This is a genomic window from Nostoc sp. (genome assembly GCF_036917975.1).
Taxonomy (GTDB): domain Bacteria; phylum Cyanobacteriota; class Cyanobacteriia; order Cyanobacteriales; family Nostocaceae; genus Nostoc.
On sequence record NZ_JBALEJ010000022.1, the window covers coordinates 43,027 to 56,691 of the forward strand.

Sequence of the window (13,665 nt, forward strand, 5' to 3'; positions counted from 1 at the left end):
GCTATTTTGTTTGAGAGGAACGGCATCTCATTTGCGGATTTGCTCATCATCTCTTGGAATTATTTTTGAGAGTAATTCTTAGACTGCTAACTTATAGGACTACTAATTTTATCAGTAAATACCGATCAATGTGCGGAAAATATTAATAAATCCGAAAACTCTACAATGACACTTGTATAAATCTCGGTGACAATCTGAGCAAAAGAGGATAATAAAATGCCTGAAAGTAAATCAAAATTTCTCATTCCTGCTGTTGGTGCTGCTGTAGTTGTAGTAGGAAGTATATTAGCTTATACGTATTTTAAAGGCGGCCCATCGGGAGGTAGTTCAGATGCTCTAGGTAGTGCTAAGGTAGTACCTTCAACAGCATTGATAGCAACTTATATTACTACTGACCCTGAAGCTTGGGCCAAATTACAGCAGTTTGGCACTCCAGAAGCACAAAAATTAGTGGCGAAAGGTCTGGAAGATTTCAATAAGAAAATGTTCAGTGATAGTAACGTTTCTTATGAAAAAGACATCAAGCCTTGGGCTGGTGGTGTGATGATTGCTGTACTGCCACCAAATCCTGTAAAACCGGCACAGTTAAATGTGCCCTCTGGGGCACCTAATGTACCAGCAAATTTACAGCAGGAAGCAAATATCCTGATAGTGGTGGGAATCAAGGACAAACTCAGCGCGTTGAATTTTGCTAACAAATTGAAGTCACAAAAAGGGGTGAAATTACAAGAATCTGACTATCAAGGTGAAAAAATTGTCGAAACTACCCAAAATGGCAAGCCGACGTATAGCGTAGTTTTAAATAATAGTCAGCTGGTATTAGCCCCCGAAAAGCAAGCTATAGAAAAAGCAATTGATACCTTTAAAGGACAGTCTTCTTTCGCGAGTAAAGAAGGTGCTAGCAGCATTCTTAAAGGAGTGGATGTCAAAAACAGCCTTGCCCAAATTTATGTACCAGACTATGCTGGGATGGTACAGCAATTAGTAGCTGCAAATCCGCAGGCAAAGCAATTACCCCCACAAACCTTGACGCAACTAAAGCAGATAAAATCTGTGGTAGCAGGTATTGGTGTTGATGATGCGGGAGTGCGGGTAAAAGCGATCGCTAATTTAGACCCGCAATTAAATAAATTTCAGTATCAATCAAGTCCTGGGAATATAATCGGGCAATTTCCGACTAATACCTTTGCTCTGATTAGCGGTAATGGCATCAGCCGTAGCTGGGAAACGCTAGTAGAACAGTCAAAAGATTATCCAGAAATGAAGCAAGCTCTGGAACAAGCGCGAGGACAACTGAAACTCGTGAATATTGACCTGGATAAGGATATTTTTGGCTGGATGAATGGGGAATTCGCTCTTGGTGCGATTCCGTCAAATCAAGGGGTGTTAGCGAGTGTTGGTTTTGGCGGTGCTTTAGTATTTGATACTAGCGATCGCAAAACTGCCGAAGCCACCTTGACAAAATTGGATACTCTTGCCAAAACTCAACAAATCAACGTCGCCAATAGAAATATCGGTGGTAAAGACGTAACTGAATGGCAAATCCCCCGACAAGGAGCTTTATTGGCACATGGTTGGCTAGATCAAAATACTGTATTTGTAGCTCTTGGTGGGCCAATTGCTGACGCAGTTAGCGATCGTAAAAATCCATCCCTTGATACTAGCGACACCTTCAAGGCCGTTACTGGTTCTTTGCAAAAGCCCAACGGCGGCTATTTCTACCTGGATATGGATAAAACTAAAACTGTGCCCCTGATCAATAGTTTTGTATCATCTAGCGCCGATACCGTCACCATCCTGAGTTCTATTCGTGGCCTTGGTTTTACCGCCAATAGCCCCGATAAATCTACCAGTCAATTAGAGATGTTGTTAGCTCTCAAGCCTACGGCAAAATAGGGTATTGGGCAATTCAATTTTGGATTTTAAATTTTAGATTTTGGATTAAATTTCAATCTAAAATCCAAAATCTAAAATCTAAAATTCTTGCTCCCCCAGTCCCCAATCCCCAGAATGTTTTTCAATTTGCATCTAGACTGGCCTCCAGCAACTATGTCATAAGTAGAAAAGGCTCTTAAATGCAAACTGATTTATGACTGCTGCTGTAAACACTAATCCTGGTTTAGCTTCCCGCTTGGTAAATGGCATACTGGCAATCCAGCCTTTAGCTAACCTAGCCAAGCATCAAGCTAGACAAATGATGATTAAACGTGCCGAAAGAATTGGTGTGCCTTGGACGCAAGAAGTCAAAACACTACAGGCGCTTGATTGGAAGAACGATCTCGCTCAAGTAGAAAATCCTCAGCTTTCCTACCCCGATTACTACGTCACCTCATTTCATGCCTACGAAACCGGAAATCTCAGTTGGCAAGCCGCTTTTGAGGTAGAACCTGCTGCTTACGCTGTCCACGCGAAGATTTGGCAGGATGCTGAAGAAGCCCAAGGCGATCCTATGCTGCGCCAGAGTTACCACAATATCCTGAAAAATCAGATTCCCAATGAGCCGCAAGATATCTTAGATGTCGGGTGTAGTGTTGGCTTGAGTAGTTTTGCCTTACAAGCAGTTTATCCTCATGCCAAAATTACAGGCTTGGATTTATCTCCTTACTTCTTAGCCGTTGCCAATTACCGCGCTGGGCAACGTCAAGCTAAAATTAACTGGCTTCACGCCCAAGCGGAATCTACTGGGCTACCTGATGCCTCTTTTGATTTAGTTTCCATTTTCCTGATGTGCCACGAATTACCCCAATCGCCAACCCGACAAATTTTAGCTGAAATGCGGCGCTTGCTGCGTCCAGGTGGCTACTTGGCAATCATGGATATGAATCCCAAATCTGAAGTTTACAAGAAAATGCCAGCCTACATTTTGACTTTGCTCAAAAGTACTGAACCGTATTTAGATGAATATTTCGCTTTGGATATTGAGCAGGCTATTGTTGAGGCGGGTTTCCAAACTCCCACTATCACCAACAACACCCACCGTCACCGTACAGTGATTGCTCAGGTGAGTGGTTGATTTATCTCTAGTGTTGTGGGCAGTAATACCACCCTTGCTGCTGCTAGGCTACTACTACTATCGGGTGCCATTTGCCCCACCTCTGTTAAAGTTACTGATGTTCTTTATCATCGGGGCAATATCTGGGATCTTAGCCCTTAGCCTCGAATGGGTTTTTGAAACTGTAGCGAACTATTTTGGAGACTGGCAACAGCTCAAACGTTGGCTTCCTGGTATAGCCTTGCGGCAGCTTGTGGAAGTAGGCACAATTGAAGAAGGCTGCAAGTTAGCTGCGGTTGTTATCCCAACCTACTATCTGCAACGCAAATATCGATTACTTCACTCGACGGTTTTCCTCTTCACCATCGCCGTTGCCCTTGGATTTACTGCCGAAGAGAACTGGATTTACCTTTTCCACGATACCGCATCAATTCTTGACCGGACTATTGGCACGCCAGTCCATGCCATGTTCTCTGCTCCTTGGGGATATGCTTTAGGAATTTATATTTCCTCTAATACTCGGTTAAATCGAGACAAGAAGTTTATTTTTAGGGCTTGGCTAAATTCTGTAATCTGCCATGCCCTAGTTAATGTCTTATCTAGTGCTTGGCGTTACTCACTACCCCTACATTTCCTGAGTTATGGTTTATTTCCGTTTCTGTTGTGGATGTTTTGGCGACTAGAACAATTACTGCGAAAAGCGCAAGGTAAACCTGTAATTACCCTGATTTCAGACCGTATACCTCAGCGCCGTTACTGGCAGAGAAGTTTAGTCTTGTTTGCTCTCGTGCTTGGTGGAAATGCTATTTTTGGTCTGTTTCTCTTAGCCAGGACTGTTAGCCCTTTGAGTCCGTCAAAGCTTTTTGACAGTGATATTTTGTGGTTTATAGTTAGTCGCTTTTTACTAAATCTCTTTTTTGGAGTTTTAGCTTGGGGCATTTATCGCTATTTGCGACATTCCGCCCGCCGTCGGTATTTTTAAAATATGATTTAAGAAAATGCTAGGGGGTTTCTATGCAAACAACTCCAGTGCGTTGGACGACTGCTGACCTAGAGCTATTTGCTAGCGATCGCAAAAATCGCTATGAGATTATTGATGGAGAGCTATTTGTGACTAAATCACCTAGCTGGGATCATCAATCTAGTTGTGGCAATATTGTTACAGTTCTTAACAATTGGTCAGATGAAACTGGTTTAGGTAAAGCTGCGATCGCACCTGGAATTATTTTCTCAGATTCGGACAATGTGATCCCTGATGTGGTATGGGCAAGTCATGAACGGTTAAAAAACTTGCTAGATGAAGCTGGACACCTTACGGGCGCACCAGAGTTAGTTGTAGAAGTTCTCTCACCTGGCGAAAAAAACGAGAAACGTGACAGGGAAACAAAGCTAAAGCTGTACTCGGTGCAAGGGGTTCAAGAATATTGGATTTGCGATTCTATACAGAAGAAAGTTGAGGTTTATCGACGTGAACAGGCTGCATTAAAGTTAGCAGCTACTTTATTTAGTCAAGATGAATTGACAAGTCCTTTATTACCTGGTTTTAACTGCTTAGTTAGTAAACTTTTTTAGCTGGGCATTTGGAGTGCGGGAGTTGGGAAAATGATTAATAACCAATGCCCAATGCCCAATGCCCAATGCCCAATGCCTGATTTTCAATTAGCTAAACTCTTGCTAGTGTTGGCTGATTCACGGCTGGGCTGACTGACTCTGATTCTGACTCAGTGCAGTAGATTTCGCAGGAGTTATTAGGGCTTTCAATCAGTTTTACTTTGTAAAGTTTAGCTCCCAATTCTTCAATCGGCGATCGCAGTAAATTACTAATGTAAAGTGCGATATTCTCAGCAGTGGGCACAACTTCGGCAAAGTAAGGAATGTCTTTGTTTAAAAAAGTGTGATCGAATGGCTCTATCACATAATCTTCCACCACTTGATTCAGGGCACCTAAATCAATAATCATGCCGGTACGTGGGTCAATTTTCCCTTTGACAGTGACTTCTAGATGATAGTTGTGCCCGTGGCCGTGGGGACGAGCGCACTTACCATAAACAAGCGTGTTTTCTTCGTTACTGAGATTAGGATGAGCTAGCCGATGGGCGGCGCTAAAGTGAGTACTGATGGTGAGGTAGGCTTCCATTGCGTTTCCCATATAATCTGCCCAAAGTTCAGGATGTTCAAATAACTGCACACGGACTAAAGGCAAGTGTGGTGCTAGTCGTTGCCAGATAATCCGTGCAATATTCTCAGTGGTGGGCAGAGTTTGTTGAAATTCTGCCCACGCATCGTTGAGATAAGAGAAGTCCAATTGATTGGTAACTTCCTGTTTAATTACGTGTTTCACATCAGACAAGTTCAGCACCATGCCATATTCATCCAATTCCCCAGCTAGGGAGATGAACAAGACATAGTTATGTCCGTGTCCCGGAAATCTAGAGCCAGCACCAAATTTCTCAATATTCTCGGCTTCACTCAGTTCTGGCAACCAATAGCGATGACTTGCTGAAAACTGGGCGCGGCGATTAACAATACATGGCATGAGTACACTATGAGCAGAATTTAAAATTTCTTAACCTTTTTCTGTTTCCAGCATAAACTAATTTCTTAGTCATTAGTCATTGGTCATTCGTCATTAGGAACGTGGATTAAATAAGATCCAAAACTTCATCCTGTCTCTAGCTTCCCTCTACTTTATAAGGAGAGGGATTGAGGGTGAGGTAAGTTAGGGACATAAATTGTATGTTATTTAATTCTTATTCCTTAGTCATCCAGCGAAATTGCCCCATGCCCAATGCCCCATGCCCAATGCCCCATAATTATGTAACAGACGCTTGTGCTTCACAGTGTAATCCCGTAGCTATGCGGAATAGTTCTTGACCTGTGTGTAAATAACGCTCATCGTAATTCAAAGGAAAGTAACCTAATTCATCGAGTCCATCTGCTACTTGATTGAGGCTGTAGTAAAGATGAGCCGCCGTTCTTGCTAAACTAGGCGGATTCGGCAGGGAGCGAAAAGTAATTTGTGCCTGCTTGAGGTCATCTCGACAGGCTTGTAAGTATTCCTGAAATTCATCTAACAACTCATCATCAAAGGGATCAGCCGCTAATTGATCCATTTGTTCTTCTAACGAATAGAGAATGTTACAAAGTAAGCGATTTACTGGTTGGTAAACTTGGCGCAGCCATACTTCAACTTGCTCATCAACATCCCGTCCAGTTTTTCGTCTTGTCTGGTAATGTTTTTGCGCTGATGCTGTACGCTGTTGGCGATCGCTATTTAATTTTTGAGGGTCATCTTGCAGTTCTTGGTCATAAATGCGGCGGTTTTGGTTATCGCCTAAGACCTCATAAGCTGCATTGATGCGGATAATTTCCTCGCGATCGGCTGTATCCTGATTACTGTCAGGATGAAATAACTTAACCAAGCGGCGATAAGCTTGCTTAATCTCCGCTTGGCTTGCACTTGGACTAACTTTGAGAGTTTCGTAATGGTTAGAAACGTGCTTAGAATTGACCATTAATTCAATGTAGCGTTAACTAACGCTAGCGGCTAACCTTGTATCCAGGTCTTGGAACAACGGTGTACTTAAATACCTCTCACCAAAACTGGGCTGAATCATCACAATTAAACGCCCTTTGTTTTCTTGACGTTGGCCAACGCGAATTGCTGCACATAAAGCGGCTCCACTGGAAATGCCAGATAGTAGCCCTTCTTCTTTTGCCAAACGCCGACTGTAGGCGATCGCTTCTTCATCGCTGACGGTAATCACTTCATCAATCAATTTTATCTTTAACACTTGAGGAATAAACCCAGCGCCAATCCCCTGAATTTTGTGGGGGCCAGGTCGTCCCCCAGATAAAACTGGGCTATTGGCTGGTTCAACTGCGATCGCTTTAGAACTAGGCTTGCGTGCTTTAATCACTTCTGCGACACCACTGATCGTACCACCTGTGCCCACTCCCGCCACGATTATATCTACCTGTCCATCAGTATCTTCCCAGATTTCCTCTGCGGTAGTTTCCCGATGCACTTTTGCATTGGCTGGATTGCGGAACTGCTGCAACATATAAGTATTTGGCGTAGTATTAACCATTTGCTCCGCCCTCTGAATTGCTCCACTCATGCCCTCCATTCCTGGCGTTAGTTCTAGTTCTGCTCCATAAGCCCGCAACATTGCTCGTCGTTCCGCACTCATCGTTTCTGGCATTGTCAAAATTAATCGATAACCCTTAGCTGCTGCTGCCATTGCTAGGGCAATTCCTGTGTTTCCAGAGGTGGGTTCTACCAATATTGTCTTCCCAGGAGTAATTAGTCCGTCTTCCTCTGCGGCGTTAATCATACTCACCCCAATCCGGTCTTTGACTGATGCTGAGGGGTTCATACTTTCCAACTTCACCACAATTTCCGCAACACATCCTTCTGTTTGGGGAATGCGGTTCAACTGCACTAGAGGTGTACGACCAACCAGTTCTGTAATGTTACGAGCTATTCTCATAATTTAGTCCTTAGTTATTAGTTATTAAGTAAGTGGGTATTAATAATGAAAGGTTTGTAATCAGCGACTACAGCCCATTTTCAGGGGAAAAGTCGCTTACTACGAGCTAATTTAATTATATTTACATCGTGTAACATAGTTTGATTTATTCCTACCCACTTACTTTGTTATTAGTCATTAGTAATTAGTCATTAACAAATGACCAATGACTAAATGTAGTACATGATATCCAACTGCCGCCGCGAATCTCGTTTTTCACAAAGATCCTGGAGTGTATATTTTTGCAACACTGAATTTGCCGCTTGACTTGCTTCTTGCCAAATTTCTTCTATAACCGAACTGTCTAGCGTTTTGGGATTAATATTTTCTTGACCAGTACCCGCCTCCAAACCTTCTAAACATTCTAAAATCTCAAAAACAATGATTTTCCGTGGTTCTCGAGTTAACAGATAGCCACCTTTTGATCCGCGCTGACTCTTGACTATACCGCCACGCCTCAAGGTTGCTAGTAGCTGTTCTAGATAGCGATCGGGTATGTTTTGTTGTGCTGCAATTTGTCGAATTTGCAGAGGTTCGCCGCTTTCGTAATGAGCGGCCATTTCTAATAAGGCGAGAATTGCGTATTCCGATTTACAGGATAGTTCCACAAGCAGCAATAAGTTAAGGGTTAGGAATTAAGAGTTAGGAGTTATTCATTTAGATTTTAGATTTTTCCTTCAATCTAAAATCCAAAATCTCAAATTGCTAAAGTTAGGATATTACACAATATGTAACTTTATACACCCAAGTTCTATTAGAAAAGCTCACTCCGAAAAAGTGAAATCAGCGTTTATAAACCAATACAGTTCAGAATGAGCAACAAAACACTTGTAGAGACGGCGATTTATCGCGTCTCGAAAACCCAAAATTGTTGCCAGTAGCCCTTAACCCAAGCGTATTGGTTCATAAACCACGTCTACACAGGTAAAACCCTCCTGTAGCCCAAGGTGGACAAGATGCCATTGGTGTCAATTTAACTTGAAAGCAAGCCTAGAACCAGCTTTTAGATATTGTCTCGTTCCCAGTCTCCGACTGGGAATGCCGTCCTAGAGGCTCCGCCTCCCTTGCTGGCGGCAGAGATGCATTGAACTGCATTTCTAGCCAGAGGCTGTAAACTAGATTTGAAAAGGGTTTCAGCTTAAGTTGACACCAATGGCAAGATGCCCACTCCACAAGATTGGATAATTTAGTTGTTGGAAGTCCCTAATGCTCTGATCTATTCATAATAAAACCCGCCATAACTCCTAACTTTTTCTAGTATACTCCGGTTAACTACTGGGGATTATCCATTGCTGCACTGAAAATAAAAAGCCCCACCTCATGGCGGGGACAAGTAGAGTTAAAAATTGCTAGTGGATAGTCAACACTTTAGAAGGAGAAAGTTGTTCTGAGTGTACCGATAATTGCATCGTCGTTATTGCTGTTTTGACCAGGAGAAGTCAACCAGATTACACCAGGAGTAATGGAGATATTATCCGACACACGATACTTGTAGAAGCCTTCAAAGTGGTAGGGTATATCATTATTACCACCAAAACCTGGTCGGTTAAAGGAATAGGGTTCTGCACCAGCGAAGATACCTAAAACGTTACCTTTTTTACCAAAATCAGGTAAGGCTACTCCAAGACCATAGCTCCAAGCGTTATAATCATCATTTTGACCGAAGCCAGTGACCTGGTGGTAAGAGACGAAGCCACTAACTGATAGCTTGTTACTGGGTCTAAAGGCAGCCTCGACACCGTAGGAATTGCTAGAACCTGCATCTATTAAAGTGTTAGCTTGATTAGTACCTACTACTGGTCCAATTCCGTTTCCGTTTACCGTAGTTGAGTTGAACAACGAACCACCACCAGCATTATACCCGTGGACGTAAGTAGCAGCTAAAGCCACGCGATCGCCAACACTAAAGTTCAACTGTCCTAAAGCAGCATAACTCCCGTTCGTCAGACCTTGATCTTGACCGTTTACAAGACCAGGATTATTAGCATTCGATGCCAAGTAACCCGCAGTGATTGAGCTATTTCCCAGAATGCCGCCACCTTTACCAAGGGGTACATTCAGCGCTATACCTGCACCGCCACCAATCCGATAGATGGGACTTTCAGAAGCAAATGTAGATAAAGCACCGTTACCGCCGTCAGTGTTGTCAAAAAAGTAAGGGTTGTTGACAGCAGCATACTGGCTATGCTGTCCACCACTAGCTGCAATGTAGACGTTGGCTGGGCCAATGGGAACTTCATAAGTCAAGCGGTCTATACTGACACTGTTGTTACCATTGCCATTACCAACTTGAAATGTTTGTGTGCCTTCAGCACCAACACCAACGTTATTACCAGCTAATGCAAAAGCTTGTGCATTACCGGCTGCTAGACGGGTATGTAAAACGTCTCTACCCGTAAAGCTGGTTTGCAAGTCTAAACGTACCCGATCTTGGAAGACAGCATTGTTATTGTTACCATTCGTACCACCAAAGGCATCAGTAACGCCAAAAATGGCTTCACCGACTAATTTTGTAGTAGTGGAGAACTGATGAGCTTCCAATTCAGCAGTCCGCGCTTCTAGGGAATCTACGCGACCACGTAGGGTTGCCAATTCTGCGGAAAACTCTTCTTGTAACCGCTGCAAGGTAGCTAAGTCTTGCTTAGTCACCAAGTCAGCTGTAGCTGTAGCAATTAATTCGTTAACCCGATCCAAACAGGCATTTAAACCAGCGGCAAATTCATAACGGGTTAAAGCACGATTACCGCGATAAGTAGCATTTGGATAACCTGCAATACAACCATAGCGCTCAACCAACGACTGTAATGCTTGGAATGCCCAGTCGGTAGGTTGTACGTCAGAAAATTGCGAAACTGATGTTACTTGAGACTGAGAGTTATTTTGGTTGCCTTCGTTACTGTAGCGATTAACTTGATCTATCGTTGTTTGAGCCAATACTTCTGGCTGTTGAGCAACTTCAGATACACCTAGTTGTTTAGCTGGTGATACTTTAGTGGTTGTGCTTGGAGCCGCCATTGCTGTTGTCGAAACTAACAATGTTGCTCCCAAGACTGCTGGGCTAACCACTAAGGATTTCCACAAAAGATTAGACATCTTTACTTTACTCCTCACACCTTGTTTGATAATTGGTTTCGTTGCACCTAATTCTCAAAAATGCAACATCTCATTGAAACCTGTGGATGAGGCATAGTTGCCACTACTACAATTTTAGTTTTTGCAAAGCTAATAAACGATTAACTTGGGGTTAAAAACTTATCTGATTAACTTATGCAAAAACATATGTTCATATCATAACATTATAAAACATCTGATCTAGATGGCAAGATTAGAGCGATCGCCTTAATAACTGTCACACCTACCGATCTAAATATCTAAGCAGGGAGTAGTATTTAGGTCACTCGCTCCCTAATGCTGATTACGCAATGTAAATTTAATTGGCTCGTAATAAGCGGCTCCAGCCATGAGAATAAGGTTAGAGCCGCTTACTACGAGCCTTTAATTATTCACGCTTACCAACTTAGTCTGTGTTGCTGTAACTTCTAGTCGCTTGGTGCAACATATCAAAAGAAATCACTTAGTACAGCTTTGCGTAAAATCGTAGCGTTTTTAAACGCAGAGGGACACAAAGAGGTTAGCGCAGAGTGACACAGAGGTTTGCCAAATTTCTTCGCTACAAATTAATGAAATGCCGTACTTAGTTGATTTGGGAAATCGCCCGCGCTACATCAAAGTCTGGCTGCGTCAACCCACCTGCATCATGTGTTGTGAGTATAATCTTCACTTTGTTGTAAGAAATCTCTATGTCTGGATGATGTCCGGCTGACTCAGCTGGCTCTACTAGTTTATTGACAAACTCAATTGCTTCAATAAAATCTTTGAATGTGCGGGTAATCTGCAATTTGGAGTCTTCAACAGTCCAATCTGCCAGAACCTTAGCCTGTTTTTGAATTTCCGCTTCGGTGAGTAGTTGTGCCATATCAAAAAATTCCTAATTAATTTGTTACATTTTGCATTTAACTCATCCCCCGGCTTGAAGCTGGGGGGAAATCGAAGTCATTAGTTATTAGTCATTAGTCATTGGTGCTAATGACTAATAACTAATGACTAAATCGGCGGGCGGCTATCCCGGACACCCTTCTTTTTGGGATGGGAATCCCGCCGATTTTTGTTGAGAAAGGCAAACTTCTTTTATTTTCCATACAAAAAATATAGGAGGATAGATTAGGACATAATATGTGTGTGCATATTTAAATCAGACTTGGTAGATAGACGCTATTACTCAAATCCGATCAGTCCCCAAAGTTTGATGTAAGATATTCGTCTTTAAAAAAACTTAAATGTGTTGGCTTTACCAGCACTCTAAGAGAGGCTGTGCCAACGATAAAGCTTAATGACTACCACAGCCATCTCCATCTAAGTTTTCAAAAGCAACTAGTAAAAGTCACCCATAAAAAAACTATCCGCCCTGATTTAGATCGGATGGTCTAACTCAGAGCGGTCTAGCGGGTCTTCAGGTTGCAACCAGACTGCCGGAAGGAACTCCGAGCTTGCCTAGCTACTTGAGCTAACTTAGTATCTCAAAGATAACTAAGGCTAACTTTTAGAGAACAGCCCCGGCACACAGCCGGCTAACTGCAACCTGATGACCCATGCATTTACTACTTTCTATCATGGGCATCACCTCCTTATTGCCTAAGCGGTCTTAGTTTTCAAAGGGCAGAGTATTTACTCTGGGTTTATAACCTTCACCTAACATAACACATAAATTTAGAGATATTAACCATATACAAAAAAAATCTCCCACCTTTTGGTGAGAGATAATTAGAGAATGGCGAATATTGACACTTTCTTGGTTTATTACAAGGAGATTATTTCATCTGGGTGATGTCAATTTTTATCCACCACAATCCTAATTCAGGACATAGCCGGATTTTAATTCTTAGAGAGCATTACCGCGAGGTAGAACTTCCTCAGGGAATACAAATTGTTCGTGGGGTTGATCTTGAGGAGCCATCCAAGCGCGGATACCCTCATTCAGCAAAATGTTTTTGGTATAGAAGGTTTCAAACTCAGGGTCTTCCGCCGCCCGTAATTCTTGGGAGACGAAATCATAAGCCCGCAGGTTGAGTGCTAAACCGACAATGCCAACGGCACTCATCCACAAACCGGTGACTGGCACGAACAACATAAAGAAGTGCAACCAGCGCTTGTTTGAGAAAGCAATACCGAAAATCTGTGACCAGAAACGGTTTGCCGTCACCATTGAGTAGGTTTCTTCCGACTGGGTGGGATTGAAGGCGCGGAAGGTGTTAGCACCATCGCCGTCTTCAAACAAGGTGTTCTCTACTGTTGCACCATGAATGGCGCACAATAGCGCACCACCCAATACACCCGCAACACCCATCATGTGGAAGGGGTTGAGTGTCCAGTTATGGAAGCCTTGCAGGAATAGTAGGAACCGGAAGATAGCAGCCACGCCAAAGCTGGGAGCAAAGAACCAGCTTGATTGTCCCAAGGGGTAGATCAGAAATACGCTGACGAATACCGCGATGGGAGCAGAGAAGGCGAGGGCGTTGTAAGGACGGATACCTACTAGGCGCGCAATTTCAAATTGCCGCAACATGAAGCCAATCAAACCAAAGGCTCCGTGTAGGGCAACGAATGGCCACAAACCACCCAATTGAAACCAACGGGTGAGGTTGCCTTGGGCTTCTGGCCCCCACAACAGCAGTAGGGAATGTCCCATGCTGTCGGCGGGGGTGGATACTGCCACTGTCAGGAAGTTCGCACCTTCTAGGTAGGAGGAGGCTAATCCGTGGGTGTACCAAGAGGTGACGAAGGTGGTGCCGGTCAGCCAACCGCCTAGTGCTAGGAAGGCGCAGGGGAATAATAATATCCCTGACCAACCTACGAATACGAAGCGATCGCGCTTGAGCCAGTCGTCGAGAACGTCAAACCACCCTCTACTGGGGGCGCGTCCAACTGCGATGGTCATTAGAGCAAATCTCCAAATGTTTATAAGTACAGGTTGTATCTGTATTATAGATGGCTATATAAAAGCCTTCTATAAGCAGAAAGTTAACCGGGTTGTTAACCAAGTTTACAATTTTTTACACACCTTTAATCATATTAGGTGTAAAT

General features: G+C 43.2%; 11 protein-coding genes. 4 read left to right on the forward strand and 7 right to left on the reverse strand.

The features are described 5' to 3' along the window. The first annotated feature begins 216 nt into the window (after positions 1 to 216). The 4 genes from V7K76_RS07095 to V7K76_RS07110 all read left to right on the forward strand — a co-directional run bounded on the left by V7K76_RS07095 (position 217) and on the right by V7K76_RS07110 (position 4,564). On the forward strand, positions 217 to 1,896 hold the full coding sequence (locus V7K76_RS07095; protein ID WP_334778359.1) for a DUF3352 domain-containing protein: 1,680 nt from the start codon (positions 217 to 219) through the stop codon (positions 1,894 to 1,896). Positions 1,897 to 2,089: 193 nt separating this feature from the next. After that, positions 2,090 to 3,013: a class I SAM-dependent methyltransferase gene (locus tag V7K76_RS07100; protein ID WP_334778360.1), complete on the forward strand. Its 924-nt coding sequence runs from the start codon at positions 2,090 to 2,092 to the stop codon at positions 3,011 to 3,013. Beyond that, complete coding sequence (locus V7K76_RS07105) at positions 3,006 to 3,974, forward strand: PrsW family intramembrane metalloprotease (RefSeq protein WP_334778361.1); 969 nt, start codon at positions 3,006 to 3,008, stop codon at positions 3,972 to 3,974. Before V7K76_RS07100 ends, V7K76_RS07105 begins: the two co-directional genes overlap by 8 nt. A 32-nt stretch (positions 3,975 to 4,006) precedes the next feature. Beyond that, a complete protein-coding gene (locus tag V7K76_RS07110; RefSeq protein WP_334778362.1) occupies positions 4,007 to 4,564 on the forward strand; it encodes a Uma2 family endonuclease in 558 nt (185 codons plus the stop codon). A 91-nt stretch (positions 4,565 to 4,655) separates the two neighbouring features. Here V7K76_RS07110 and V7K76_RS07115 read toward each other — a convergent pair whose 3' ends face one another. The 7 genes from V7K76_RS07115 to psbD all read right to left on the reverse strand — a co-directional run bounded on the left by V7K76_RS07115 (position 4,656) and on the right by psbD (position 13,519). Continuing rightward, a complete protein-coding gene (locus V7K76_RS07115) occupies positions 4,656 to 5,528 on the reverse strand; it encodes a 6-carboxytetrahydropterin synthase (RefSeq protein WP_334778363.1) in 873 nt (290 codons plus the stop codon). A gap of 277 nt (positions 5,529 to 5,805) precedes the next feature. Beyond that, the gene (locus tag V7K76_RS07120; RefSeq protein ID WP_334778364.1) at positions 5,806 to 6,507 is read right to left on the reverse strand and encodes a J domain-containing protein; all 702 of its coding nucleotides are present in this window, start codon (positions 6,505 to 6,507) and stop codon (positions 5,806 to 5,808) included. A gap of 15 nt (positions 6,508 to 6,522) precedes the next feature. Further along, positions 6,523 to 7,485, reverse strand: a complete 963-nt coding sequence (gene cysK, locus V7K76_RS07125) for a cysteine synthase A (protein WP_334778365.1) — start codon at positions 7,483 to 7,485, stop codon at positions 6,523 to 6,525. Positions 7,486 to 7,694: 209 nt separating this feature from the next. After that, on the reverse strand, positions 7,695 to 8,132 hold the full coding sequence (locus tag V7K76_RS07130; protein ID WP_334778366.1) for an RrF2 family transcriptional regulator: 438 nt from the start codon (positions 8,130 to 8,132) through the stop codon (positions 7,695 to 7,697). A 760-nt stretch (positions 8,133 to 8,892) separates the two neighbouring features. Continuing rightward, complete coding sequence (locus V7K76_RS07135) at positions 8,893 to 10,617, reverse strand: iron uptake porin (RefSeq protein ID WP_334778367.1); 1,725 nt, start codon at positions 10,615 to 10,617, stop codon at positions 8,893 to 8,895. A gap of 601 nt (positions 10,618 to 11,218) precedes the next feature. Continuing rightward, positions 11,219 to 11,500: a 4a-hydroxytetrahydrobiopterin dehydratase gene (locus V7K76_RS07140; protein ID WP_334778368.1), complete on the reverse strand. Its 282-nt coding sequence runs from the start codon at positions 11,498 to 11,500 to the stop codon at positions 11,219 to 11,221. A 963-nt stretch (positions 11,501 to 12,463) separates the two neighbouring features. Beyond that, entirely contained in the window at positions 12,464 to 13,519 is a 1,056-nt protein-coding gene (gene psbD, locus V7K76_RS07145) for a photosystem II D2 protein (photosystem q(a) protein) (RefSeq protein ID WP_292844628.1), read from the reverse strand. Between the last annotated feature and the right edge of the window lie 146 nt (positions 13,520 to 13,665).

What these genes read in the sequence shown, in the direction of transcription:
- V7K76_RS07100 (WP_334778360.1), top strand. Translation starts at nt 2,090, where the DNA reads ATGACTGCTGCTGTAAACACTAATCCTGGTTTAGCTTCCCGCTTGGTA.
- psbD (WP_292844628.1), bottom strand. Translation starts at nt 13,519, where the DNA reads ATGACCATCGCAGTTGGACGCGCCCCCAGTAGAGGGTGGTTTGACGTT.
- V7K76_RS07095 (WP_334778359.1), top strand. Translation starts at nt 217, where the DNA reads ATGCCTGAAAGTAAATCAAAATTTCTCATTCCTGCTGTTGGTGCTGCT.
- V7K76_RS07135 (WP_334778367.1), bottom strand. Translation starts at nt 10,617, where the DNA reads ATGTCTAATCTTTTGTGGAAATCCTTAGTGGTTAGCCCAGCAGTCTTG.
- V7K76_RS07140 (WP_334778368.1), bottom strand. Translation starts at nt 11,500, where the DNA reads ATGGCACAACTACTCACCGAAGCGGAAATTCAAAAACAGGCTAAGGTT.
- V7K76_RS07120 (WP_334778364.1), bottom strand. Translation starts at nt 6,507, where the DNA reads ATGGTCAATTCTAAGCACGTTTCTAACCATTACGAAACTCTCAAAGTT.
- V7K76_RS07115 (WP_334778363.1), bottom strand. Translation starts at nt 5,528, where the DNA reads ATGCCATGTATTGTTAATCGCCGCGCCCAGTTTTCAGCAAGTCATCGC.
- cysK (WP_334778365.1), bottom strand. Translation starts at nt 7,485, where the DNA reads ATGAGAATAGCTCGTAACATTACAGAACTGGTTGGTCGTACACCTCTA.
- V7K76_RS07110 (WP_334778362.1), top strand. Translation starts at nt 4,007, where the DNA reads ATGCAAACAACTCCAGTGCGTTGGACGACTGCTGACCTAGAGCTATTT.